Genomic DNA, 25,783 nt, shown 5'->3' on the forward strand with positions numbered 1-25,783 from the left:
ATTTTATCAGTGATTCCATAATAATATAAAGCATCCCCCCTAGTTCCGCTTTCTGCTGCGCCGCCCGATGTTCGTGACGGTCTTGCCCGCCTTTTTGCTGCGCGGCTTCGACTTCGTGCGCTTGGGCAGCGCTCGGCGTTTTGCATCGCGCGGCGGATGTGCTTTTTTCTGTGCGTCCCCCTCCCCTGCGGGCGGTGCGGGACGCTTTTTTTTCTTGACTACGTCACGGCGCAGGCATGCCTTCAGCGCTGCCTCCATCTTGCGGAGTTTTTCGTGCTGATGCGGCGCAACGAGTGTGATCGCCTTGCCCTGTGTCCCTGCGCGCCCCGTGCGGCCGATGCGGTGGATGTAGTCGGTCACCGTCGGCGGCAGGTCGTAGTTATAGACGTGGGTCACGCCCTCGATGTCGAGTCCGCGCGCCGCAATGTCCGTCGCGCAGAGGATCTGCAGTTTTGCACTGCGGAACTGGCGCAGGACGAAACTGCGCTGCGTCTGCGTGAGGTCGCCGCTGAGCGCATCGACGAGATAGCCACGCTGTGCGAGCTCCATCATGAGCGCACGGGTGCGCTCCTTCGTGGCGCAGAACACCATGGCAAGATACGGTGCCTCCTCGTTGATGGAGGCACAGAGGCGGTCGAGCTTGTCCCCTGCACTGACGGGTATGACGACCTGTTCGATGGCGGCGAGTGTCACGGTCTCGCCCGCGAGACGAATGTGCGCGGGGTTAGTCATGAACCGCTTGGTCAGGCGCACAATGCGCTCGGGCATCGTTGCCGAGAAGAGTGCGAGCTGATAGTCCTGTGCCGCAGCACCGAGCAGGGTCTCCACATCCTCGATGAAGCCCATCTTCAGCATCTCGTCCGCCTCGTCGAGGACGACCTTGTTCACACTGCCGAGCGCAAGCGTTCCGCGCCGTACGTGATCGAGCAGACGTCCCGGCGTACCGATGACGAGCTGCGGACTGCGGCGCAGCTTTTCCTTCTGCCGCTCGATATCCGCCCCGCCATAGATCACGACGGTGCCAATACCAAGGGGCTGGGCGAGCGGTTCGGCGACGCGCTCGATCTGGATGGCGAGCTCACGCGTCGGTGCGATGACGAGTGCCTGTGCCGCCGCGCCCTGCGGCTTGATGCGCGCAAGGAGCGGCAGGAGATAGGCGAGTGTCTTGCCCGTCCCCGTCTGCGCCTGTGCGATCACGTCACGCCCCGCGCGCATGGGCGGGATCGCCTGCTCCTGCACGGGGGTCGGCTGCGTGATGCCCTGTTTTTGGAGGAGTGCGGTCAGCGTCTCCGAGATGCCGAGCTGATCGAAATGCGTCATGATGAAAGTACCTCTGCGCCTGTCTCTGTGATGAGAATGGTCTTTTCCCACTGCGCAGAGAGCGTCCCGTCCTTCGTCCGCACCGTCCATCCGTCCGTGCGGTCAACGGTGACATCGTAGTCGCCCGCATTGATCATCGGCTCGACCGTGAACACCATGCCCGGCACCATGAGCATCCCCGTGCCCGGCTCGCCCTCATGTGGGACGTACGGCTCCATGTGAAAGTCCTTGCCGACGCCATGACCGCCGAGTGCCGTGACGACCGAGTACCCGTTGGCATGCGCCCAGTCGCCGCACGCCGCACTCACGTCGCCGAGAAAATGCCACGGGCGCGCCGCCGCAATGCCGCGCTCCATGCACTCCTTCGTCACCTTGACGAGCCGCTCCGCTGCCGCCGGTACCTTGCCGATGAGATACATCCGCGAGGCATCCGCATAGTAGCCGTCAACGATGACGGTCGAGTCAACGTTGATGATGTCGCCCTCTTTGAGCACATCCTTGGTCGACGGAATTCCGTGGCAGACCACGTTGTTAATCGACGTGCAGATGCTCTTGGGGAAGCCCTCAAAACCGAGGCAGGCGGGAATGCCGCCGTGTGAGACAATGTACTCATGCGCCGCACGATCCAGCGTCTCCGTGTCAACGCCCGGTGCGACGAGCGTCCCCATGAGGTCGAGCACCGCATCGTTGATGACGGCGGCACGGCGGATGCCCGTGATGTCCGCCTCGTTATTGATGATCTTGCGCGGCGGGCGCACCTGCCCCTTGATCACATCGTAGCGAATGGAGGCGATGCGCTCGTCAAAGTCCTCATGACATTTTTTATATTTCTTGCCGCTGCCGCACCAGCATAGGTCGTTTCGATTCATTCCTGTACTCCTTATCATCTTGGGGAATCCCAGCTATTTCTCTCCCTGCATTATAGCCCGCCCCATTGGTGGATGTAAAGGGACGATCGCCAATAGATTTTTTGACAAATCTCTGTTGCCCCTGTATAATCAATTTATTAAAATTTTATGATTCTTTTGTGGATAGGAAAGCATCCAGTATGAAACAGCGGCTGTCGAAAAAGGAATATCTCTTTGTCGCATCTCTCCTTTTCGGTCTGGTCTTCGGTGCGGGCAATCTGATCTTTCCCGCGTCGATGGGACAGCGGGCGGGGATGGAGATGCTGCCCGCCCTTGTCGGGTTCTGTATCACAGGCGTGGGGCTGCCCCTGCTCGGCATTGCGGCGATCAGCATCACGGCGAGCGACAGTCTCTCCGCGATCGGGAACAGGGTGGGGCGGCATTTTTCCCTGCTCTTTACCTGCGCGCTCTATCTCTGCATCGGGCCGCTCTTCGCCATCCCGCGCACGGCGACCGTCTCCTTTCAGGTTGGCGTTCTGCCATTTGTCGCCCCTCCCCTGCACGATGTTCTGCTCCTCGTCTTTACCGCGCTCTTTTTCGCCGTGGTGCTCTTTTTCTCCCTGCGCCCGTCGGGGATTCTGATCTGGATCGGCAAGGTGCTGAATCCGCTCTTTCTCTTTTTCCTCGCTGTCATGATCGTCGCTGCACTAAGAGAGCCAATGGCCAGCGTGTGGACGATGCCGGCCACAGGAGCGTACGCGGAGAATGCTTTTTTCACAGGGCTGCTCGAGGGCTATAATACGATGGATGTGCTCGCTGCTCTCGCCTATGGCAGCATCCTCGTCGACTCCATCCGTCGCCTTGGCCTCTCCTCGCCTGCTGATCTCTCCTACAGCACGATCATCTCGGGCAGTCTCAGCACGCTGCTCATGGCGCTCATCTATCTCGCGCTCACCTACGTCGGTGCACAGAGCCGCGCCGTCTACGGCATCGATGCCAACGGCGGCGATGTGCTCGCCCATATTGCAGCGTATTACTTTGGCGCGTACGGCGGCATTCTGGTTGGCATCACGATCACCTGTGCATGTCTCAAGACCGCCATCGGACTCGTCACAGCGTGTGCGTCCACGTTTGCCGCGCTCTTTCCGCGCAGCTTTTCCTATGCAAAATACACGGTGATCTTCGCCGCGTTCTCATTCGCCATATCGAATGTCGGCCTCAGCCGCATCATCGCGTATTCCCTCCCCGTGCTCTACTTTCTTTATCCCGTCGCTATCGTCCTCATCGCTCTCTGTCTCATCGAGGGGCTGATCGGCTACCGCCGCCCACTCTATGTGTGGAGCATTGTCGGCACGAGTGCGGCCGCCTTCTTCGACTTTCTCCGTGCACTGCCGTCCGCTCTGTGTACGGCAGGAGAGGCGCTTCCCCTCGCGTCCCTCGGGATGGGGTGGGTTGTGCCCGCGCTGATTGGTTTTTGTGTCGGTGCGCTCATCTGTGCATGGCAAAAAACGCGCAGCTATTGACGCGGCGACGCCTTTTTGATAGAATGCAAAAGTATTGTATTCCATACAGTGTATGGAGAGGTGTCCGAGTGGTTTAAGGAGCCGGTCTTGAAAACCGGTGATGCGGCAACGCACCGTGGGTTCGAATCCCACCCTCTCCGCCATAATGAAATGGTAAAGGGTTGTTATTACGAGGTCTCTGTCTTCGTAATAACAACCCTTTTTTGTCAAATGGGAAGGCGGTCTATCCGCCGCGTTCAGACGCGCTCGCGTATGACGACCCTTTCCTCCGTATCGGTGTCGTGAAGCTGCACCGATACGTCCTCGGCAGATGCCGTCGGTACGTTCTTGCCAACATAGTCGGCGCGGATCGGGAGCTCGCGATGTCCGCGGTCGATGAGGACGGCGAGCTGGATCATGCGCGGCCGCCCAAGGTCGAGCAGGGCGTTCATCGCCGCCCGTATCGTGCGCCCTGTGTAGAGCACATCATCGACGAGGATGACGGTCTTGTCCGTGATGTCAAGGGGAATCTCCGTCGTGTGCACGATGGGCTGATAGGCGAGCTCGTTGAGGTCGTCGCGATAGAGCGTGATGTCGAGCACGCCGCGCGGCAGTTCCCGGCCCTCGATCTGCGCGATCTCTGCGCCGAGCCGCGCCGCAATCGGTACGCCGCGCTTGCGGATGCCGACGAGCACCAGATGCTCTGTCCCATGATTTTTCTCTACAATCTCGTGCGCGATGCGCATGAGGGCGCGGCGGATGCCGTCCTCATCCATCAGCACGGCCTTTTCTCTAAACTCAGTCATGCGATCAGCTCCTTCGGAGTGTGTGCAGTATCTCATCCATGTCCGCCGACAGGGGCGCGGTGAACGTCATTTCTGCCTGCGTACGCGGATGTGTCAGCGTGAGTGTCAGCGAGTGTAGTGCCTGCCCCGCAATGGCAAAGGGGTTCTTCTTCGCCGTATACTTCGTATCGCCGACCAGCGGATGTCCGATGCTCGTCATGTGAACGCGAATCTGATGTGTCCGCCCCGTCTCCAGACGACAGGCGACAAAGGTGTAGTCACCGAACCGCTCAAGCACCTCAAAATGGGTCGTCGCGGGCTTGCCGTTCTCACGGACGATCGCCATTTTCTTGCGATCCGTCGGATGCCGTCCGATGTCCCCCGTAATGACGCCCGCGCGCTCGACGATGTTCCCGTATACGATGGCGCGGTACTCACGCCGTGCCTCCTTGTCCCGAATCTGGCGGGCGAGGAAATGATGTGCCATGTCGTTTTTCGCGGCAACCATCACGCCCGAGGTATCCTTATCGAGGCGATGAACGATGCCGGGACGCAGGTCTCCGTTGATCCCCGAGAGATCGCTGCAGTGATGGAGCAGTGCGTTGACGAGCGTCCCCGTATATACGCCCGCGGCAGGGTGCACGACCATGCCGCGCGGCTTGTTGATGACGATAATGTCCGCATCCTCATAGAGGACATTCAGCGGGATGTTCTCTGCACGGATCTCAACCGCCTCTGCAGGCGGGATGGTACACGCTACGCTCTCGCCGCCACTCAGCTTAAAATTCGCCTTGCGCCGCTCTCCGTCCACCGTTACGTGTCCCTCTGCGACGAGGCGCTGTGCGTAGCTGCGCGAGAGGGTCGGCAGCTGCCGCACGAGGAATACATCCAGCCGTTCCCCTGCCTGATCGGAAATAAATGTGCTCACGGAAGAAACTCCTTCTTCTGCACGAAGAGCGCCCAGAGAACGCAGATCGTTCCCACCACGATGGTGATGTCCGCGATATTAAATACCGGCCATATGCGGAAATCGATGAAGTCGATGACGTGTGCGAAGCGAATCCGATCCGCCATGTTGCTGAGCGCTCCTGCCGCAAAGGCAACGCTGCCGTAGTGAATGAGTACGCTGCCGCGCGCAAGACGCGGATAGAGAAAGAGGAATACGAGGAAGAACAGCACGGCAGTGAGCAAAAAGAGCCACTGCTGACGCTCGAAGATCCCGAACGCAGCCCCCGCGTTCAGCACGTAGGTCAGATGGAGGTATGACGGAATGACGGGGATGCTCTCCCCCGGCAGCATGGTCGAGGCCACGTACGCTTTCACCGCTTGATCCAAAATTACTGTCCCGCCAAAGAGCAGTGCGGCCTTTCCGCACCTGATCATCGTCTTCAATCGTCCTCCTGTTCCTTCACGGCATCGTCCTTCGGTTTTATCGGCGGTGCAGGAGGTGCGGACGGTACCTTCTTCTCATGTACCATATCCGGCATCTCTGCAATGGCATCCTCGATGAGGGCCAGCTCTGCCTGCACATTGGATTTCATGCGGCGCAGGAACTGATGCTTTTCGCGGACGAGCCGCTCGTACTCCGCCACGATGGCGCGTACCTTGTCCGCAGCCTCGTCCAGCTGTGCCTTTGCCTGCAGTGTCGCCTCGCGGCGCATGTTCTGCGCCTCTTTCGCCGTCGTCTCAAGCAGGCGGTCGGCGCCCTGCTTGGCGTTCGTGCTCATCTCCTCCGCCGTTTTCTGCGCGACGACGAGCGTCTCGCGCATGCTCTGCTCGATGCGGCGGAACTCTCCGTTCGCCGAGCGTTCGCGCTCCAGCTCGCCCCGCAGGCGCTCATTTTCATCCAGTACCGCCGTGTACGCCTTCATGATCTCATTGAGAAAATCGTTGACCTCGTCCTCGTTAAATCCGCGAAAACTCCGACCAAACTCCTTGGCATGAATATCCATCGGTGTCAGCATCGCGCTCCCGCCTTTCTTCAAAAGAATCGATGCAGTACAACAACCGTGCGGCCCTTCTTCGTCTGACCGCGCACCTCAGTCACCTCGACGCGGCCGCGCCCACGCATGGAGAGGACATCTCCCTCCTTGACCGTCTTGGAGGCACTCGCCGCACTCTGCCAGTTATGCTTCACCTTATCGGCGGTGATATCGTCCGCCGCACGGCTGCGCGAGATGCCAAACCCTGCCGCGACGATGGAGTCGAGCCGCAGCGACGCCACCGTCGCGCGGATCTCCTTCGTCCGCTCCTCGCGCGGTGCAATCTCCGTCAGCTCCGCAGGCACGGTCTTCACGCCGACCGCGCCGATCATCGTCAGGTTCTCAATCAGGAACGGGGCGATCTTGGCATCACAGAGGATTTTCGCCGCATCGGAGGCAGGCAGGATGTCGCCGATCATCTCGCGCTCAATCCCCAGTCCCATCACTGCGCCGAGGACATCACGATGCGTGAGCCGGGCAAACTGCCCGTTCCACGTGGCCTCTACGCAGACGATACCGAAATCCTCCGTCCGCCCCGCAAAGTCCCGATGGCGCAGCATCGCACGCGCACGCTCCGCCCCCTGATAGCCGCCGTCAAAGTCCAGCTGCAGATCATCATAGCTCGCGCGGATCGTCTCGGCGATTTCCTGCCCGTAAGGGTCGAGAAAGGGACTGATGCGAAATTTACGCGTCTTGACGACGGTCTCTGCGAGGTCGAGCAGGCGCACTGCCGTCTCCTCCCCTTCGCTGCCGCGATAAAAGCGGAGAATCCGCTCCTTCTGTTCTGATGCCATAGTCCCCTCCTTTGGGAAATCGTCCTGCGAACTGTTACTCTTTGCCGAGTTCTTTCGACCGCTCCGCCGCGGCAAGAACCGCCTCGATGAGCGCGGAGCGTACGCCGGCGCGCTCCATTACGCGCAGCCCCGCCGCTGTCGTCCCTGCAGGGCTGGTCACGGCAGCGCGCAGTGCGGCGGGCGCAGTCCCATCGAGCACCATCTGTGCCGCGCCAAGCAGCGTCTGTGCAGCAAGCAAAGACGCCGTCTCGTGGCGCAGCCCGGCCGCAACGCCGCCGTCGGTCAACGCCTCGATCATGAGGAACGCATAGGCGGGACCACTGCCCGAGAGTCCCGTCACCGCATCAAGGTCATGCTCCTTTACCTCGACGACGCGTCCCGCCGTGCCGAGCACGACATTCACAGCCTCGCGTGCGGACGCATCTGCATCGTCGCTGCACGCATAAGCGGACATCCCCGCGCCGACGGCCAGCGGAGTGTTCGGCATCGCGCGGACAATCGGATGCCCCGGATATTCTGCCGCAATCTGCGCCATCGTCAGCCCGGCCACAATGGAGATCACGAGCGCATCGCTGCGCAGCAGCGGCGCCGTCTCCCGCATTGCCGCGCGCGCAGCAGAGGGCTTTACCGCCAGAACAAGAACGTCAATACGGGGCAGAAAATCATCTGCCCCGACCTGTGCATTTACGTGATACTGCTCATGCAGTGTACAGCACCGTGCTGCCTTGTGATCTGATACATAGATCTGCGGCGATGGCACGTCCCTCTCCGCCGTCATGCCCGCAATCATCGCCTCTGCCATTGCGCCGCCGCCGATGATGCCGATCTTCCATGCGCCTTTCATGTGCGCCTACCGATCCATGAAGGGCATATTGTCCCCCAGTCGGTGTTCATCCTCGGAGTAGCTGACGTTGACGTTGCTCGGCGCACAGAGGATGACATTGTTGCTGATCTTCTTGATGTCGCCGTTGAGTGCGTATGTCGTTCCGCTGATGAAGTCGATGATGCGGTTCGCGACGCTCTTTTCCGTCTTTTCAAAATTCAGTACGACGGGTTTTTTCTTCTGGAGATTGACCGCCACCTGCTGCGCATCGTCGAACGACTGCGGCTCGATCACCACGACGTTCATGCGGTAGGTCGCGACGACATTGTCGATCGGCGTAGCCCCTGCCGCTGCGCCTGCCGGCGGGGTAAAATCGGGAAAGCCCGAGAGATTTGCCCCTGTCTCAACGCGCTGCCGTCCCGTGCGCGAGCCGATCTCGGTCACGGGCGCAGGCTTTTTTTCTTCCCGCTCTTCGAGCTCCTCATCCTCCTCGGACGAGATGCCGAACAAATTCTTGAAAATCTTCACAATCCCTCACACTCCTAGGGTATAATTGCGTGCACCAAAAATCGCCGTGCCGACACGCACGAGATTCGCGCCCTCCTCGACGGCAATGCGATAGTCGTGTGTCATGCCCATCGAAAGGTAGCGGATGTCTGCCTTGTGCGGCTCTGCCGCCTTGATCGTGCCGTACAGCTCGTACATCGCACGAAAGAGCGGACGGCACTGCTCTACATCCTCATAATTCGGCGCAATACACATAAAACCCTGCAAGCGAACCGAATCCATTCCATCAATTGCCGCGAGGAGCTCGTCGAGATCCTCACGGTAGACGCCGGACTTGCTCTCCTCACGCGCCAGATTAACCTGCACAAGGATATTCTGCACCTTGCCGAACTTCTCCGCCGCGCGGTTCACCGCCTGTGCAAGATGCACGGAATCAACCGAATGAATGAGGTCGAACTGGCGCACGGCGTATTTCGCCTTATTGGTCTGCAGGTGCCCAATCAGATGCCATTTTACCTCGCGCTCAAGCGTCTCCGCTTTGTCCAGCGCCTCTTGGATGCGGTTCTCTCCGATGTTCATGATGCCCGCATCAATGGCCTCCTGCATCGCCGCGACGGGATGGTTTTTCGTCACGGCAATCAGCTCCACAGGCGCGTCCTTCGAGACGTGCGTCCGCCGCGCCCGCGCGGCCATGATCTCGGCACGTACCTTTTGAATCTGCTCCCCGATCATCGTTCCTTCACTCATTTCAACTCCATTACTGCCGCCAGACGTCCCGTCCTGCCGCCTGCGGCACGATAGGAGTAAAACCATGTATGATCGCACGACGTGCATGTCTGTGCGCTGTCGATCTGCCGCGGTGGGACGCCCGTCTCCTCCAGTGCAAGGCGGTTCGCCGCCCATAGGTCCAGATGGTATTTCCCATCCCGCTCCGCGACGATCCGCTCCGCATCATGCGAAAATGCGCGACGGAACTGCGCGGCGACCTCCTCACCGACCGCATAACAGTCGGCGCAGATGGAGGGCCCGATCCCCGCAATGGCATCCGTGGGTCTTGTCCCGAACTCCTCCGCCATACGCGCGAGCGTCTTTGCCCCGATCCGCTCCACCGTCCCACGCCAACCGGCGTGAACGAGCGCGATGGCATGATGCACAGGATCGTAGAGGAGGACGGGCACGCAGTCCGCATAGCAGAGGAGGAGCGTGACATCGTTGTCATTCGTGATCAGTGCATCCGCATCAGCGATACAGTCCGCATAGTCCCGCGCACCGCGGCCCGCATCGCGGCGAAAAACGCGTACGATCTCCGTCCCATGCACCTGTCGCGGCGTGCAGATCCGCTCTGCCGAGAGCCCCAGCGCCGCGCAGTACCGCCTGCGGTTCTCCCACACAGCCGCGGGATCATCCTCCACGTGCAGTGCCATGTTCAGCGTATCATACGGGGGAGCACTGACGCCGCCCTGCCGTGCCGAGAACCCATGCACGAGTGCATCGCCCGGAAAGAGATCGAGCCGCCCGCTCCACAGATTGTTGCCGAGATGCCGCAGTACAAAGCTCATACCGTCATCCTTTCCGCAGGCTTACAGACGCCGCACCGCAGACAGCCGTCGAAACAGCTCGGTGTCGGCAGGAGCGCCTTTGCCCGCTCATATTCCTGCCACAGATAGTGTTTGGAAAAGCCCATGTCGAGATGATCCCAAGGCAGATATGTCTTTTCCGTCCACGCAGGAGCCAGATAGTCCTCCGCGGAGAGGCCCTCCGCACGCATCTCTGTCGCTAGATCCTTTGCCCCGCGCCCCATCGCCGCACGCATGAGAGGTGCGCCAAGGCGGCGGTCACCGCGCGCGAGAATGGACTGGACACGCGCCTCCTTCGGCGACTCAAAGTGCACGACAATCTTTTTGTGTCGGCTGAGGGCCTGCGTCAGCTGCTTCATCACCGCATCCATGCGCTTTTTCTCCGCTGCCGCCATCCACTGAAACGGCGTAAACGGCTTGGGAACGAAGGGATTCACGCTGAGTGTCAGTGTGCCGTGGCAGCCCTTCTCGTCCATGTAGGAACGCAGGCGCTGCGTGAGGTCGATGATCGCGTCGATGTCCTCATCCATCTCGAAGGGCAGGCCAACCATAATATATAGCTTAAAATTCAGGATATGAGCTGCCGCGCCGAGATCAACTGATGTGAAGAGATGATGTTCCTCGATGCCCTTGTTGATGACCGCGCGCATCCGCGCACTGCCCGCCTCGGGGGCGATGGTTAGTGTCTTCAGGCCGCTCGCCGCGAGCGACTCCACGAGTTCCTTCGTCACGGAGTCCGCGCGGAAGGACGCGACCGACATCGAGAGCCCCTCCCCGAGGATGGAGCGGCAGAGGGCATCGATCTCGGGGTAGTCCGAGATCGCCGCGCCCATGAGTCCAATCTTTTTGCCGTAGGCGAGTGCGTCGCGCACCTCACCCTCGATGACGGAGAGAGAGCGGTTGCGTGGCCGGCGGAAGCAGTACCCCGCCATGCAGAAGCGACAGTGACGCCCACACCCGCGCGCCGTCTCGATGAGGTAAAAGCTGAACTCCGTATCGTCCGTAATGACAACCGTATGGGCGGGATGCGCGTCGAGATCCTCCACCCACTGCCGCGCCACATGGGACGGCGCCCCCGCGCGTGGCAGGAGTGCCGTCAGATGCCCCTCCGCATCGTATGTGGGCGTATAGAGTGCCGGGACATAGACCCCGGGGACATGGGAAAGCCGCTGCAGAAGTGCCGTGCGGTCGTCGCCCGCACGCAGCCCTGCATGATAGGCGTCCATCATCGCCGGAAGGATCGCCTCTCCCTCACCGATGACAAAGGCATCGATCAGCGCAGCGAGTGGCTCAGGGTTGAACGTGGCACACGGCCCCCCCGCGATCACGAGAGGGTCATGTGCCGTGCGGTCCGCGGCAAGCGCCGTGATGTGACTGCGTGCGAGCATCTCCGCAACATGAAAATAATCCATCTCAAACGAAATGGCAAAGCCGACGATGGCGAAGTCCGCGAGCGGGGTCTGCGTCTCCACGCTCATCATCGGCGTATTCGTGCGCACATAGCGCGGCATCTCATCGCGATCGGGCAGAAAGACGCGCTCACACGCCGTGTCACTGCGCTCATTCAGCAACGCATAGACAATGTGCAGCCCGAGGTTCGACATGCCGACAAAGTAAGTATTGGGATAGACGAGAGCAAATCGCGTGCGCGCGCCCGCAGGATAGCGATAATATCCGCGCTCCTGCGCCAGACGTGCCCGCAGGCGTTCCCGCAGCCGATGATCCAATCCCCACTCTACCTTTCATTCTTTCTCACGATGTGCACGCAGCGTCTCCAGCTCCTCGATAAAATTCGTAATATCATCGAACTTCCGATAGACCGAGGCGAAGCGGATGTAAGCGACCTCGTCAAAGTCCTTCAAATGCTCCATGACGATCTCACCGACCTTCTCGGAGGGCACCTCGGGCTCCGTGCGGTTGCGGATCTCATGCTCGATCTCCGCGACGAAATTTGTGATCTGCTCCATCGAGATGTCGCGCTTATCACAGGAGCGTATGATCCCCGTCAGCAGCTTGTCGCGGCTGAACGGCTCACGGCGGCCATCACGCTTGACGACCATGAGTGGCAGGCGCTCCACCACCTCGTACGTCGTAAACCGTCGCCCGCACTTTCCGCACTCGCGGCGGCGGCGGATGGTCATCCCCTCCTCTGCCGCACGGGAATCAATGACACGGCTGTCCGGTTCTTTGCAAAAAGGGCATCGCATTGCCCTCACCCTCTCTCACGCATCACGTTACTGACTGCGGCTCTGTGTACGCTTCGCCGTGCTCTTTTTCGGCTGCTCGCCGTCCGCATCACCGCTGGGGGCAGCGGCATCCTCCAGTGACTTCGTCGTCCGCGTAAAGGTGCGCTCAACGACAGCGCCCTCATCGCCGAACGTGCCGAGCTTCTTCCCGTTCACTGTCACCTCAAGTGCTCCGGCGTTGCCCGCACGCAGAACGATGGACTCCTTGCCCTGCCAGTTCTCGGTCTTGCCCTCTTCGAGCAGCCCCTCAAAGACGGTCTTTCCGTCAACCGTCACCTCCGTCCAGCAGCGTTCGGTGAGGTGCACGCTCACGCGCACATCCTTCGCCGGCGAGGCCGCACGCGCCTCATCCACGGCGTTCGCCTCTGCTGCCGGCGTCTGCGTCGGCTGGCTCTCCGCACGCGCAGGTGCCGCAGGTGCGGTCGTCTCGCGCGCAGGAGAATTGATGAACGAGACGAGTGCCGCACCGCCGCCGACCAGTGCAGTGAGCACCACGATACCAGCAACCAGCTTGCCGAGCATGCCCGCAGAGGAAGATTTCCTGCCGCCGATGGAGATCTCAGAGAGCGACGCATCACCGATGTTGTTGAGTGAGATGCGCCGCGGCTTCTCCTCTGTGGTCGGTGCCGCCGGAGCGGCTGCCGTGCCGTTCTCCGCTGCGAACTGCTGCACCAGTTCCTCTGCATCCAGATGCAGGAAGCCCGCATAATTACGGACGAATCCCTTGGCATAGACCATGCCGGGCAGATTGTCGATATTGCTCTGCTCGATGCTTTCGATGTAGAGAGCACGGATGCTTGTCCCTTTTTCTATATCTGCAATTGTCAGTCCCTGCTTGACACGAGCGCTGCGCAGGATGTCTCCGACCATGAAGTTCCCTCCTGATCTATACCAATCTAGAATATCACGTCTGCAATATCACGCAATGAACCCGTGATTTTCAAAACATTTCTTTTGATTATACACAAAGTGCACGGCAAAGACAAATTTTTTCAGGCTTTTCTACTCTTTTGCGATAGCACGAACCGTATCGGCGAACGCCGTCACATCGTCCTCACGCGTAAAGCGTCCGAGGCTCACACGGATCGCCGTGCGCGCCTCCTCCGGCGGGCAGCCCATCGCACACAGGACGTGGGATGGGTGCGCTGCCCCCGCACTGCACGCACTGCCGCCCGATACGGCAAAGCCCGCGAGATCCAGACGGATGAGCAGCGTATCCTGTGGGATGTCCCGTATGCCAAAGCTCAGGATGCCCGCCAGCCGCTCCTCTCTGTGCCCGTAAAATCGAATGCCGTCGATGTCCGAAAGTGCGGTGCGCAGCGACTCAGCCGCAGCGCGCAGGCGCACATCCTCTGCGCCCATCTCCGCACAAGCAATCGCCGCCGCACAGCCGCAGCCGACGATCCCCGCGACATTCTCCGTGCCCGCGCGCATATCGCGTTCCTGTGCGCCGCCATATAGAAGCGGAGCCATCCGCAATGTGCGGCGCACGTAGAGCACGCCGACACCCTTCGGACCGCAGAATTTATGCGCCGAAAGCGAGAGCGCATCGACGTACAGTTCCTCCACATCGAGTGGAATATGTCCCGCCGCCTGCACGGCATCCGTATGAAACGGAATCCCGCGCGCCCGAAGGAGCGCGCCGATTTCCGCAATCGGCTGAATCGTACCGACCTCGTTGTTCGCCGTCATGATCGTGACCAACGCCGTATCCTCACGCAGGGCCGCCGCCACATCGGACAGAGCAACGCGCCCCGTGGCATCGACGGGCACCTCCGTCAGTGCATACCCGTGTGCCGCCAGATCGCGGCAGGTCTCGCGCACGGCGGGATGCTCAACGGCGGAGGTCACGATATGCCGGCAGCCTGCCTTTCGCCGCTCCTCCGCAATGCCGCGCAGTGCCCAGTTATCGCTCTCCGTCCCGCCGCTGGTAAAGAACACCTCTGATGGAGACGCGCCAATGAGCGCCGCCACCTCCTCCCGCGCGCGCATGACACCGCGCCGCGCCGCCTGTCCAAAGCAGTGCAGGCTCGAAGGATTCCCGCACACCTCCGTCAGATACGGCTGCATCGCCATGAGGACACGCGCATCGAGCGGCGTCGTGGCGGCATAGTCGAGGTAGACCGGCATCACTGATTGCCCCCCGCACGGCGATGTCCGCGCTGTACGAGATCGGAGAGGGCAATGTTGTTCAGCACACTGTTGATGCTGTCACAGACCTCCTCCCAGATCTGCCGCGTCACGCAGTTCCCGGCGCGCTCACAGCTCTGATCGCGCGCCTCCGCATCCGTCAGCAGGCAGTCCACGAGAGCGATCGGGCCCTCCACGGCCGTGATGATCCGCCCGATCGTAATCTTCTCAGGTGGGAGCGCGAGCGTATAGCCCCCCTGCGCCCCGCGTACACTCTCAACCAGTCCCGCGCGGCGCAGCGGCACCATCAGCTGCTCCAAATAGTGCTCGGAGATCCCCTGTGTCGCTGCAATCGCATGCAGCGGAATGACGCCCTTGCCGTAGCGCAGGGCGAGCTCATAGAGCGCCGTGACACTGTAACGCCCCTTCGTTGAAAGTTTCATAAAGATCTCCTGTGTGGGCAAATCCTACCGTTTACCCCAAAGTTATACCGACATCATTATAAATGAGTTTCGTTTTCCTGTCAAAATGCAGACGTACGGATGCTGCTATGCGCCCGTCGAGCCGAAGCCGCCGCTGCGCGCCCGTCCGCATCCCGCCATATCGCCGTCCGCCGTCTGATAACGCGTAAAGATACCCTGCGCGATCCGCTCGCCCGCCGCAATCGACACGGGCTCCCGTCCGTAATTGTATAGAGGTACGATAATATGCCCCTCGTTGTCCGCATTTCCATAGTAGTCTGCATCGATCACGGCGACACCGTTCATCAGCATGAGCTGACGTTTCACCGCCATGCTTGAGCGAATGTAGAGCAGCAGAACCTCATCCGCCTGCATATACGCCTTGACGCCCGTCGGCACCATGGCAAAGCCCTGCGGGACGATCTCCACGGCAGCCGCCGCTGCAAGATCATAGCCCGCACTTGCCCCCGTCTTGCGCTCGGGGAGCAGCACGCCCGCCCCTACGTACGCCGAGACGATCTCGAATCCTCGCTGCTTCATCGCTTCTCCTCCATCAGGGAACAGATAAAAAGGAAAAAGCCGCTGCACCGCAGGCGGTACAGCAGCGTTGTTCGGCGTGATTACGACGCATCGTCGCCCGTCCGCACCGGCTGTGCCGGCGTGATAGTCGAGACCGCATGCTTATAAATCATCTGCTGCTTTCCCATCGCATCCACCATGAGGACGAAATTATCAAACCCGCGCACCGTTCCTTTGATCTGAAAGCCGTTCACGAGATGAATCGTCACGGGAATCCCGTCCTTGCGCACCTGATTGAGGAAGTTATCCTGCAGATTGATGATCTTGGCCGTCATCCTTTGCCTCTCCTTTTGCTCGCCATTCCTTTATATCCATTAAAATGCGCTCCAGCAGCTCCGGCTCCGTCCACGCATCCGCATCGTACCAGCGGATGTAGGGCATCCGTCGATACCACGTCAGCTGCCGCTTTGCAAAATGCCGCGTTGCCGTCTGCACGGCCGTGATGGCCTCCGCGCGCGTGATCTCTCCCGCAAGATACGCCGCCGTCTCCTTATAGCCGATGCCTTTCATCGCCGGAGCATCGCTGCGCACACCGCTGTCCAAAAGATGCTGCACCTCTTCGCAGAGCCCTGCGGCAAACATCGCCTCAACGCGCTCATTGATGCGCGCATAGAGATGTGACCTCTCCCGCATGAGCCCGATCACATGGGCATCATAGGGCATTGTCCCGTGCTCCATCGCGCGCGCACGCGAGATGCTCTCATCACCGTAGCGCGTGACCTCGAGCGCGCGGATCACGCGGCGCAGATTATTCGCGTGGATCCGCTCTGCCGCAGCGGGGTCACGACGCGCGAGGAAGTGATGTACGCGGGCATTTCCGCGGCGTGCGGCAATCCCCGCCATGGCATGACGGAAGCACGTATGCTCCTGCGTCACATTGAAGTCATATCCCTCGACGAGTGCCTTGACATAGAGCCCCGTCCCGCCGACGACGAACGGCAGGCGTCCTGCCGCATCAAAGTCACGTGCGAGCTCCGACACGCGCGCGACAAACTCCGTCACAGAGAACGGCGCATCGGCATCGAGCACATCGACGAGATGATGCGGCACACGGGCGCACTCCTCCGGACTTGGCTTCGCACTGCCGATGTCAAAGCCGCGATAGACGAGCATCGAGTCCCCCGAGATGATCTCCGTGCCGAGCCGCTCCGCGAGCTGCAGCGAGAGCGCCGTCTTACCCACTGCCGTAGGGCCGAGGAGAACGAGCAGAGGCGTCTTCTGCGCCTGCATCAAAGCTCCATCGTATCTCCGGGCGCCATGATATGCACTCTGGCCCGCGTCATGGCTTCCGTCACGTCCTTGTAGTGCCGTGCCTCCTGTTTGATGATCGGCCACGTATTGTAGTGCACGGGGATCACGTGCCCCGCGTTGACCCACTGCGCCGCCATCGCCGCATCCTCAAGTCCCATCGTATAGTTATCGCCGATGGGAAGGACGGCATAGTCGATGCTGTCCTTGCGTCCAATGAGCTGCATATCGCTGAACAGCGCCGTATCGCCCGCATAGTAGAGCGTCCGGCCGCCGATATACACGACAAACCCGCAGGCGATCCCGCCCGCCACGCCCGCGCTGTGCTGGGCGAACGTCATACGCACCTTGCCGAACGGCAGATTGAGCGAGCCGCCGATATTCATCGGGCAGGATGCAATCTCCGCCAGTGACTGACTCTCACAGGCACTGATGACCTCCGGCGTCGAGACGATCTTCGCCCCGGTACGCGCTGCAATCGACGGCGCATCACCCAGATGATCCCCGTGCGCATGAGAAACGAGAATATAGTCACACGCCACATCGTCCGCCTTAACGCTCGCGACGGGATTCCCTGTCAAAAAGGGGTCAACGAGCACCTTATGCGTCCCATCATCCAGCAAAAATGCCGCATGTCCGTAGTAACTGAATTTTACCAATGCGATCACTCCCCTCAATAACACAGTAATTCTTTCTTATTATACGTCCCGCCCCCATATTGTCAATAGAAAAGCCGTCCAACGCAGTATCTGCGTCGAACAGCTTTGAGAAAGGAAACAGAAGCACTATTCCTTATAATGCTTTTGCCACTCATGATGGAAATCACCGCTCCTATCAATGCGGCGATAGGTGTGTGCACCAAAGTAGTCACGCTGCGCCTGAATGAGGTTCGCACCACCGCAGGGACTGCGATAGGCATCCAGATATTGCAGAGCGTTTGCCATAGCCGGAATGGGAATACCACGCTCTGCCGCCAGTGCGACAACACGACGCAAGCTGCTTTGATTCGCATTGATTTTATCCATAAAGAACTCATCAAAAATAAGATTGTCTAATTGCGGATTTCTACGATACGCCTCCGCAATTTTAGTCAGGAATGCCGCCTGAATAATGCAGCCTGCGCGGAAAATGGAAGCAATACGTCCATAATCCAGTGTCCAGTGGTAGATCTCTCTCGCCGACCGGTATAGGGCAAACCCCTGAGCATACGCAATGATCTTAGCTGTATAAAGACTTTGTCGTACCATTTCAACCAAATCTGTCGGCACTTTAGACGTGCCATTTGGAGCAGAAAATTTCTTTGATGCCTCAGCACGGGATACCTGAAGATTTGACATAACGCGTGCATTACATGCTGCTGTGATCATCGACACATTAACACCCTGCTCAAGTGCTGCGATACTCGTCCAACGCCCAGTCCCCTTCTGCCCTGCGCTGTCCAATATCTTATCGATAATCTGCCCGCTGCCCTCATCGCTTTCCTTAAAAATATCTGCCGTAATGCCGATGAGAAAACTTTTTAATTCGCCCTGATTCCATACATGATAAACCTCAGCCATGGCATCATTACTGAGACCCCCGACGTATTTTAAAATCAGATAGCTTTCGGCGATGAGCTGCATATCCGCATACTCGATGCCGTTATGCACCATCTTGACATAGTGCCCCGCGCCATCCTCACCAATGTAGGTACAGCAAGGTGAACCGTCTTCAGCTCGTGCTGCCACAGACTCAAAGATGGGTCTCAGGTTCTCGTAGGCATCTTTTTCACCGCCCGGCATAATACATGGGCCATTGCGAGCACCATCAGCTCCGCCTGAGATACCCGTCCCAAAATAGTGGATTTTATGCTGTTTCGCATAATCACACCGGCGAATGGTATCTTTAAAGAAGGAATTTCCACCATCAATGATGATATCCCCATGCTCCAACATGGGAATAAGCTGGTCAACCACAGCATCGACCGGTGCCCCCGCCATAATGAGCAGCATGATACGACGCGGACGTTTGAGGGACTGAACAAACTCGCTCAAATCATAATAACCAGTCATATTTTCATGCGGATGTTCTCTCAGTACTTGCTCCGTAAGATCGGGAGTATAATTATAGCATGCAACCCGAAATCCATGGTCTGCCATATTGAGCGCCATATTGCTTCCCATAACGGCCATCCCGACCATACCTATATCATTGAACGCCAACATAAACACCTCCCCCAGCCAACATGAATTTCTTACACTTCAGGCACACTGGTTTTTCCATAGATTTTTTGAACGCCGCGATGCGAGAGGAAGCAAAATGTCATGCAGAGCAACGCACCAACCATGATGAGGTAGAACCCGCTGTCCCATCCAAAATGGTCAACCACATAGCCAAATAACGTTGTTCCCATAGAACTTCCGACCAAATAGCTCATCAAACCTCTGAGGCCCACTGCCGACCCCAGTGCAAAGCTCGGAATAACTTCCATTGCCTGAACGGCAACCATGGACTGGGGAATATAAATCAAGCATCCTGTGATCGTAGCAAAAATCGTAATTGCGAACACAGAGTCAGACTGCATATAACCAAACACGCAGAGAAATACGACAATCAGGCAGACGAAGGGGAGCATCATGACGCGTCCCTTGAAGAATTTGTCCACCAAATAGCCTGCAACAAGCGTCGATGGTATCGCAGCCCATTCAAACAGCATAAACGACACACCCATCTCCTGCCGCGTAAGTCCCTTGACGGTGAGCAAATAGAGGGGAATCCACGTAATCATGCCAAACCGAACCATGTAGGTGAAGATGTCAATGCCGACCAAATACCATGAATTCTCATTTTTGAATACGTATTGATAGAAAATCTTCCACGCAGACATATCTTTCGGACGGTCATCGGATTTTTTTAGTACCTTCTCCGTAACGGACTCTTCATGAGAGATCTCATCGACCGTCGGAAGACCTTCCTCTACAGGACGGCGCTTCACCAGGAGTAATACGAGAACAACACAGATCAAGGCGACAATACAGGGAACAATATAAGCAGCAATACGCCAATGTTCTGTTCCAAGGTACGCCATTGCAGCTCCGACAATCGGCGCAACAAGACCGCCGCCAATGTTGTGAGACACGTTCCACGAAGTGCTCGCACGCCCTCTCTCTGAGCGAGAAAACCAGTGCCCTACTGTGATAATTGAAGGGCCTACCCCCATCCCCTGACACAGACCAAGCAAAACAACCAAGCCCACAAAGAGATAGAAGCTCGTGCTGAACCCCATGGCTATATTGATCAGGATGCAAAGAATCAGCCCCGTTGCCATAAAATAACGCGGGTTGGATTTATCCGCAAGAACGCTCATAAATCCTTTGCTCAGTCCATACGTGATCAACATACAGCTGCTCAGCAGACCGATCTCCGTGGCACTAAGGTTCATTTCCTCCTTCAAATACGGCGTCGAGAAAATAAAATTGTTTCGCACGATATAGTACGCCATATAGCCGATAAATACACCTAACAGCGACTGCATTTTAAAGCGATTGAACCTTTTGACCGTTTCTTGGTCATACGTTTTTGTCTGCATAGTGCTCCTCCTAAAAACTACAGCAAATTACGACATATATTCCCCTTCCATTATTTTGTATTCTTTATGAACGTCTATAAAGATGATATTATTATATCAATATCTGCTTTTTATTGCAAGTATATTGTCATTTATTCCATAATTAATGATAATATTATATCAAAAAAAACTACCTTTGAGAATCATCTCAAAGGTAGTTTTTCCTATATCAAGTTCTTTTCTCTGCGATCACCTTGCGCATCTTGCGGATATTCTCCCGATAGACTGTTGGATTCGCCATAGCCACTCCCATGTAAAGGAGATCAACGATCGCCATGTGAATCAACCGTGACGCTACAGACTCTGACTGGTATCGTATCTCGCGCCCCATTCCATGCAGTGTAATATCGGTGCGTTTTGCAAGTGCTGAATGGACATAGCTGGTAATGCCGATGATCCTTGCTCCGCTTGCCTTAGCAACATCAACACTCTGCAGCAGCTCTGCCGTAGTCCCGGTATGTGAAACAGCGATGACAACGTCATATCCAGTAAGAAGAGCCGCTGATGTTATCTGCTGATGTGAGTCGGAATACGCCTGGACAGGAATACCAAATCGCAAAAAACGTGTCTCAATGTCATGGCAAACCGTCGCTGAGTTCCCAAACCCATATACCGCAACACGATGTGCCTGACAGATGAGCTGAACCGCACGATTCACATCTTCATAGTCCAGCAATTTTAACGTATCCTGCAGTCCTTCTGAAATGCTGCGAAACATCTTCTGTGCAATTGTCGCATAGGAATCACCGGATCGAACATCTTGATAGACGACTTCATCCGAAGAATATACGGCAGATGCCAGTGCAATTTTCAATCCCTGCAGCCCACTGAACCCAAGTTTCTTGCAGAATCTGGAAACCGTAATTTCTGCGCTTTTTGTATGCACAGCTAAATCTGAAATCGTCTGTTCAAGGACTTCCCGTGCATGTGCATCAACATAGTCAGCAATGCGCTGCTCCGATTTCGTCAATGATCGATAGGAATTACGCAATAAGGGGAGAGTCAACGCACGATTTTGCGCCATCGTAGGATTCTCCATTCTGCTGTCCATATTTACTGTATAGAAATGGTCAGCTTCTCGCCGTTGATGTTCCACTCCTTGCTCGTGCCCATCGGCGCATCGCAGGAGAAGCTGTCGGCAAGCGTGATCTCGCAGATGAATGCCTCGTTCCTGCGCGCGATCTCGACGAGGCGCGGGTTGCCTGAGAGGTCGAGCGCAATGTGGTCCGTCACCTCAAGGCCACATTCCTTGCGCATCGTCTGCACCTTGCTGATGATCTCGCGGACAAAGCCCTCCTCGATCAGCGCCTCGGTGAGCGTGGTCGACAGGGCGACCGTCACGCCGCCATAACTCTGGCAGTTGTACCCATCGCGCTGGGAGACCGTCACCTCAACATCCTCGACCGTCACCGTGACATCGCCGTCGGGCAGATGAAGCGTATAGCTTCCGTCCCCGGCGAGAGCATCCTTGACGGCTGCGCCGTCGCTCGCCTCGAGTGCCTTCTTGACCGCGCCCATCTGCTTGCCGACCTTCGGCCCGAGGACGTGGAAATTCGGCTTGACATGATAGGCGAGGAAGTCCGACATATCGTCGCGGAAGATGACCTCCTTGATGTTCAGCTCATCTTCGATGATCTTCACGAAGAAGTCCGGCAGTTCATGTGCTGCCTTGACATACATCTGCCCCACCGGCTGGCGGTTCTTGATGTTTGCTGCGTTGCGTGCCGCACGGCCGAGCGTTACGACCTCGAGCACGACCTCCATGTTGTCCTCAAGTGCGGGATCAATCCACGCCTCGTTTGCCGTCGGGAAGTCCGCGAGGTGCACCGAGATCGGCGCATTCTTATCCACGGAGCAGACCAGATTGCGGTAGATGCTCTCCGTGATGAACGGCACCATCGGTGCCGCCGCCTTCGCCGTCGTCACAAGTGCTGTATAGAGCGTCAGATAGGCGTTTACCTTATCCTGCTCCATCCCCTTCGCCCAGAATCGGCTGCGGCAGCGGCGGACATACCAGTTCGACAGCTCTTCGACGAAGGACTGCAATGCCTTGGCCGCCTCTGTGACGCGGTAATGAGCAAGGCAGTCATCCACCGTGCGCACCATCGTGTTCAGGCGCGAGAGCACCCAGCGATCCATCACCGAAAGCTGGTCATAGTCCAGCGTGTACTTGGTCGGATCGAATTCGTCGATATTTGCATAGAGCACATAGAACGCGTAGGTGTTCCACAGCGTCCCCATGAATTTGCGCGCGCCCTCCTGCACGGCATCGTCATGGAAGCGGTTCGGCAGCCACGGCGCGCTGTTCTCGTAGAAGTACCAGCGGATCGCGTCCGCGCCGTGCCGTCCGAGCGCATCCATCGGGTCAACAGCGTTGCCCTTGGACTTGCTCATCTTCTGTCCGTCCTTGTCCTGTACATGACCGAGCACAATGACGTTGCGATAGGGGCTCTTATTAAAGAGCAGCGTGCTGATGGCGATCAGTGAATAGAACCAGCCGCGTGTCTGATCGACGGCCTCGGAGATGAAGTCCGCCGGGAAGTATTTCTCAAAGATTTCCTTGTTTTCAAACGGATAGTGCCACTGGGCAAACGGCATGGAACCCGAGTCAAACCAACAGTCAATGACCTCGGGCACACGGTGCATCATCTCTCCGCACTCCGGGCACGGGAACGTGATCGCATCGATGTACGGGCGATGCAGCTCGATGTCCGCCGGGCAGTTTGGCTGCAGCTCGCGCAGCTCCGCAATCGAGCCGACCGCGTGCTCATGTCCGCAGGAGCATTTCCATATATTGAGAGGCGTTCCCCAGTAGCGGTTGCGGCTGATGCCCCAGTCCTGCACGTGCTCGATCCAGTTGCCGAAACGCCCCTCGCCGATGGACGGCGGGATCCAGTTGACTGTCTTGTTGTTCGCAACGAGCTCGTCGCGCACAGCCGTCATGCGGATGAACCACGAGGCGCGCGCGTAGTAGATGAGCGGCGTGTCGCAGCGCCAGCAGTGTGGATAGCTGTGCGTGAACTCCGGCGCCTTGAAGAGCTTGCCGCTCGTTTCGAGATCGTCGAGAATCAGCGGATCCGCATCCTTCACGAAGACGCCCGGCCAATCCGTCTCCTCGGTCATCTCGCCCTTTTCGTTGACGAACTGGACGAACGGCATATTGTACTTGCGGCAGACGCGGTTATCGTCCTCGCCGAATGCCGGTGCCATGTGGACGATGCCCGTGCCGTCCTCCGTGGTGACGTAATCGTCACAGGTCACGAAGAATGCCTTGTCACGTACATCCTGTGTCACAAAGGGATAGAGCGGTTCGTACTTGCGGTACTCGAGCTCGCTGCCCTTCATCTTGGCAAGCTCCTCACGCTCGCCCCACGAGCCGTCGAACACGCTGTCCACGAGAGCCTCGGCGAGGTAGTAGACCTTGTCGTAGACGCGCAGCTTGACGTAGGTCACGTTCGGGTTCACGCAGAGGGCGAGGTTCGACGGGAGCGTCCACGGGGTCGTCGTCCATGCGAGGAAATAGGCATCCTCGTCCGCCGCCTTGAACTTCACGATGGCAGAGCGCTCGGTGACATCCTTATAGCCCTGCGCCACCTCGTGCGAGGAGAGCGGCGTGCCGCAGCGCGGGCAGTACGGGACAATCTTATGTCCCTGATAGAGCAGTCCCTTCTTCCAGATCTCCTTCAGCGCCCACCACTCGGACTCGATAAAGTCGTTCTCGTACGTAATGTAGGGATGCTCCATATCCGCCCAGAAGCCGACGACATCGGAGAACTGCTCCCACATGCTCTTGTACTTCCAGACGGACTCACGGCATTTCTTGATAAACGGCTCGATGCCGTACTCCTCGATCTGCTCCTTTCCGTTGATGCCGATCGCCTTCTCGACCTCCAGCTCAACGGGCAGCCCATGCGTGTCCCAGCCCGCCTTGCGGAGCACCTTGCGCCCCTTCATCGACTGATAGCGCGGCAGCATATCCTTGATAACACGCGTCAAAACGTGCCCGATATGCGGGCGGCCGTTCGCCGTCGGCGGGCCGTCGTAGAACGTGAACGTATCGCAGCCCTCACGCTGGTCAACGGCACGCTGTGCAATATGATTATCGCGCCAAAAATCCGCAACGGCTTTCTCGCGCGCGGCAAAATCCAGATTTGTATCTACTTTTTCGTACAAAGGAATCCCTCCCGCAGCATACATAGTCATGCTATTCTAGCACGGGAACGGCGATTTTTCAAGGAACAGGCGGCACCTGTGCAAGATTTCCCTTGCACCTTTATGTAAAGAGTGCTATAACCTACGGTGAATCATATAGGAAGCGAAGGGGATCTTATGCACACATTCAAACATTTACTCGCTGCCCTGCTGTTATGCACGCTCTGCATTATCCCGTACACGGTCTCTGCTGCCGATGCGAATGCAGACTACCGCGGCTATGTCTGGCGCATCGATGCGGCGGCGGGGGATGCGGCGGAGCTGCCGCACAATTTCCGCACAGCATCATCACCGTTCCAAACGCGGAAAGACGCCGCAAAGTTCGGCGTTGACCCGAACTACACGCCCTCGCGGGAGGGACTGGACGCCCTGCCGCTCTCGGGGAGTGCGGAGTTCTCCGCCCCTGCCTTTCACGCGCTGCTGAACAATCTGCACGCGCGCACAGAGGGCGCGGTCTGCATCGTCGATCTGCGGCAGGAGTCGCACGGCTTCATGAACGGAAATGCCGTCAGTTGGTACGGTAAGCACGACTGGGGCAACATCGGCAGGACGCAGCACGAGGCACTGCGCGACGAGAACACGCGCATCCACAGTGCACAGGGCAAGGACGTCGTGCTCGCGCATCTCGATAAGAAAAAGCAGCCCAAGAATCCGCAGACCGTTCGCGTCACTGAGGCGATGACGGAGCGCGAGCTGGTCGAGGGTGCGGGCGCGCGCTACGTCCGTCTCGCTGTCACCGATCACAAATGGGCAGAGCCGCAGACCATCGACGCTTTTGTCGATCTCGTGAGGAAAATGCCTGCAGACACATGGATGCACTTTCACTGTCAGGCAGGCAAGGGACGCACGACCAGCTTTATGGCGATGTACGATATGATGAAAAATCCCTCCGTCCCGCTGAAGGATATTCTCTATCGCCAGTACCTGCTCGGCGGGGCATACCTCGCCTATGACCCGGCCACGCAGCACGCGGCGACGGGATGGGAGGATGCAGACTACCACCACAAGACAGAGATGATCGCAAAGTTCTACGACTACGTTCAGCAAAACCACGGGAACGCCTATGCCGTACCGTGGAGTACTTGGCTGAAGAAGAATCCATAAGGACATAAGAAAAGGGAGCTGCTGCACGAAGTTAAAACCTTCGAGCAGCAGCTCCCTC

26 protein-coding genes and 1 tRNA gene are annotated in these 25,783 nt (G+C 58.1%); 3 read left to right on the forward strand and 24 right to left on the reverse strand.

All coding sequences use genetic code 11. The annotated features are described in order from the left end of the window. Positions 1-39: 39 nt before the first annotated feature. Together HMPREF9166_RS04480 and map are read right to left on the reverse strand one after the other, a co-directional pair. Positions 40-1,320: a DEAD/DEAH box helicase gene (locus tag HMPREF9166_RS04480; protein WP_009442871.1), complete on the reverse strand. Its 1,281-nt coding sequence runs from the start codon at positions 1,318-1,320 to the stop codon at positions 40-42. After that, positions 1,317-2,189 carry a type I methionyl aminopeptidase gene (map, locus tag HMPREF9166_RS04485; RefSeq protein WP_009442872.1) on the reverse strand — a complete coding sequence of 291 codons (873 nt, stop codon included), beginning with the start codon at positions 2,187-2,189 and terminating at the stop codon, positions 1,317-1,319. Before map ends, HMPREF9166_RS04480 begins: the two co-directional genes overlap by 4 nt. A 179-nt stretch (positions 2,190-2,368) precedes the next feature. Here map and brnQ point away from each other — a divergent pair, with 179 nt between their 5' ends. Next, entirely contained in the window at positions 2,369-3,691 is a 1,323-nt protein-coding gene (gene brnQ / locus HMPREF9166_RS04490; protein WP_009442873.1) for a branched-chain amino acid transport system II carrier protein, read from the forward strand. A gap of 54 nt (positions 3,692-3,745) precedes the next feature. After that, positions 3,746-3,834: transfer RNA gene (locus tag HMPREF9166_RS04495), tRNA-Ser, on the forward strand. A gap of 93 nt (positions 3,835-3,927) precedes the next feature. On the opposite strand, the gene pyrR is transcribed toward HMPREF9166_RS04495, so the two are convergent. The 22 genes from pyrR to ileS form a co-directional block, all read right to left on the reverse strand. Next, a complete protein-coding gene (gene pyrR / locus HMPREF9166_RS04500) occupies positions 3,928-4,476 on the reverse strand; it encodes a bifunctional pyr operon transcriptional regulator/uracil phosphoribosyltransferase PyrR (protein WP_009442874.1) in 549 nt (182 codons plus the stop codon). Between the two features lie 4 nt (positions 4,477-4,480). Continuing rightward, positions 4,481-5,383 (reverse strand): RluA family pseudouridine synthase, encoded by a 903-nt coding sequence (locus HMPREF9166_RS04505; RefSeq protein WP_009442875.1) that lies wholly within the window; start codon positions 5,381-5,383, stop codon positions 4,481-4,483. After that, entirely contained in the window at positions 5,380-5,838 is a 459-nt protein-coding gene (gene lspA / locus HMPREF9166_RS04510) for a signal peptidase II (protein WP_039981613.1), read from the reverse strand. The genes HMPREF9166_RS04505 and lspA overlap by 4 nt, the downstream gene beginning before the upstream one ends. Before the next feature lie 5 nt (positions 5,839-5,843). Next, on the reverse strand, positions 5,844-6,419 hold the full coding sequence (locus HMPREF9166_RS04515) for a DivIVA domain-containing protein (RefSeq protein ID WP_175279227.1): 576 nt from the start codon (positions 6,417-6,419) through the stop codon (positions 5,844-5,846). 17 nt (positions 6,420-6,436) lie between these two features. Continuing rightward, positions 6,437-7,231, reverse strand: coding sequence for an RNA-binding protein (locus tag HMPREF9166_RS04520; protein WP_009442878.1), 795 nt, complete (start codon positions 7,229-7,231; stop codon positions 6,437-6,439). A gap of 34 nt (positions 7,232-7,265) precedes the next feature. Then, positions 7,266-8,075 carry a pyrroline-5-carboxylate reductase gene (gene proC, locus HMPREF9166_RS04525; protein WP_009442879.1) on the reverse strand — a complete coding sequence of 270 codons (810 nt, stop codon included), beginning with the start codon at positions 8,073-8,075 and terminating at the stop codon, positions 7,266-7,268. A gap of 6 nt (positions 8,076-8,081) precedes the next feature. Next, positions 8,082-8,582: a cell division protein SepF gene (locus HMPREF9166_RS04530; RefSeq protein ID WP_009442880.1), complete on the reverse strand. Its 501-nt coding sequence runs from the start codon at positions 8,580-8,582 to the stop codon at positions 8,082-8,084. Between the two features lie 6 nt (positions 8,583-8,588). Continuing rightward, complete coding sequence (locus HMPREF9166_RS04535; protein ID WP_009442881.1) at positions 8,589-9,308, reverse strand: YggS family pyridoxal phosphate-dependent enzyme; 720 nt, start codon at positions 9,306-9,308, stop codon at positions 8,589-8,591. After that, entirely contained in the window at positions 9,305-10,120 is an 816-nt protein-coding gene (pgeF, locus tag HMPREF9166_RS04540) for a peptidoglycan editing factor PgeF (RefSeq protein ID WP_009442882.1), read from the reverse strand. The genes HMPREF9166_RS04535 and pgeF overlap by 4 nt, the downstream gene beginning before the upstream one ends. Next, positions 10,117-11,865, reverse strand: coding sequence for a radical SAM protein (locus tag HMPREF9166_RS04545; protein WP_009442883.1), 1,749 nt, complete (start codon positions 11,863-11,865; stop codon positions 10,117-10,119). The genes pgeF and HMPREF9166_RS04545 overlap by 4 nt, the downstream gene beginning before the upstream one ends. Before the next feature lie 15 nt (positions 11,866-11,880). After that, entirely contained in the window at positions 11,881-12,345 is a 465-nt protein-coding gene (nrdR, locus tag HMPREF9166_RS04550; RefSeq protein ID WP_009442884.1) for a transcriptional regulator NrdR, read from the reverse strand. Between the two features lie 27 nt (positions 12,346-12,372). Beyond that, entirely contained in the window at positions 12,373-13,254 is an 882-nt protein-coding gene (locus tag HMPREF9166_RS04555; protein WP_009442885.1) for a RodZ domain-containing protein, read from the reverse strand. Positions 13,255-13,386: 132 nt separating this feature from the next. After that, complete coding sequence (locus HMPREF9166_RS04560) at positions 13,387-14,514, reverse strand: cysteine desulfurase family protein (RefSeq protein ID WP_009442886.1); 1,128 nt, start codon at positions 14,512-14,514, stop codon at positions 13,387-13,389. Next, on the reverse strand, positions 14,514-14,957 hold the full coding sequence (locus tag HMPREF9166_RS04565; protein WP_009442887.1) for an Rrf2 family transcriptional regulator: 444 nt from the start codon (positions 14,955-14,957) through the stop codon (positions 14,514-14,516). Before HMPREF9166_RS04565 ends, HMPREF9166_RS04560 begins: the two co-directional genes overlap by 1 nt. Before the next feature lie 105 nt (positions 14,958-15,062). After that, positions 15,063-15,515, reverse strand: coding sequence for a deoxyuridine 5'-triphosphate nucleotidohydrolase (locus HMPREF9166_RS04570; RefSeq protein ID WP_009442888.1), 453 nt, complete (start codon positions 15,513-15,515; stop codon positions 15,063-15,065). 80 nt (positions 15,516-15,595) lie between these two features. Next, positions 15,596-15,829, reverse strand: coding sequence for an RNA chaperone Hfq (gene hfq, locus HMPREF9166_RS04575; protein WP_009442889.1), 234 nt, complete (start codon positions 15,827-15,829; stop codon positions 15,596-15,598). Further along, positions 15,798-16,784, reverse strand: coding sequence for a tRNA (adenosine(37)-N6)-dimethylallyltransferase MiaA (miaA, locus tag HMPREF9166_RS04580; RefSeq protein ID WP_009442890.1), 987 nt, complete (start codon positions 16,782-16,784; stop codon positions 15,798-15,800). The genes hfq and miaA overlap by 32 nt, the downstream gene beginning before the upstream one ends. Then, positions 16,784-17,461: a metal-dependent hydrolase gene (locus HMPREF9166_RS04585; RefSeq protein WP_039981028.1), complete on the reverse strand. Its 678-nt coding sequence runs from the start codon at positions 17,459-17,461 to the stop codon at positions 16,784-16,786. Before HMPREF9166_RS04585 ends, miaA begins: the two co-directional genes overlap by 1 nt. A 126-nt stretch (positions 17,462-17,587) precedes the next feature. Then, positions 17,588-19,006, reverse strand: coding sequence for a decarboxylating NADP(+)-dependent phosphogluconate dehydrogenase (gene gnd, locus HMPREF9166_RS04590; RefSeq protein ID WP_009442892.1), 1,419 nt, complete (start codon positions 19,004-19,006; stop codon positions 17,588-17,590). A 29-nt stretch (positions 19,007-19,035) separates the two neighbouring features. Beyond that, positions 19,036-20,370 carry an MFS transporter gene (locus tag HMPREF9166_RS04595; protein WP_009442893.1) on the reverse strand — a complete coding sequence of 445 codons (1,335 nt, stop codon included), beginning with the start codon at positions 20,368-20,370 and terminating at the stop codon, positions 19,036-19,038. A gap of 208 nt (positions 20,371-20,578) precedes the next feature. Continuing rightward, on the reverse strand, positions 20,579-21,433 hold the full coding sequence (locus HMPREF9166_RS04600; RefSeq protein ID WP_039981029.1) for a MurR/RpiR family transcriptional regulator: 855 nt from the start codon (positions 21,431-21,433) through the stop codon (positions 20,579-20,581). Between the two features lie 29 nt (positions 21,434-21,462). Further along, positions 21,463-24,582: an isoleucine--tRNA ligase gene (gene ileS / locus HMPREF9166_RS04605; RefSeq protein ID WP_039981031.1), complete on the reverse strand. Its 3,120-nt coding sequence runs from the start codon at positions 24,580-24,582 to the stop codon at positions 21,463-21,465. Between the two features lie 156 nt (positions 24,583-24,738). Here ileS and HMPREF9166_RS04610 point away from each other — a divergent pair, with 156 nt between their 5' ends. Then, on the forward strand, positions 24,739-25,725 hold the full coding sequence (locus tag HMPREF9166_RS04610) for a protein-tyrosine-phosphatase (protein ID WP_009442896.1): 987 nt from the start codon (positions 24,739-24,741) through the stop codon (positions 25,723-25,725). The last annotated feature ends 58 nt before the right edge of the window (positions 25,726-25,783 follow it).

The organism is Selenomonas sp. oral taxon 149 str. 67H29BP (assembly GCF_000146365.1).
Lineage (GTDB): Bacteria > Bacillota > Negativicutes > Selenomonadales > Selenomonadaceae > Centipeda > Centipeda felix.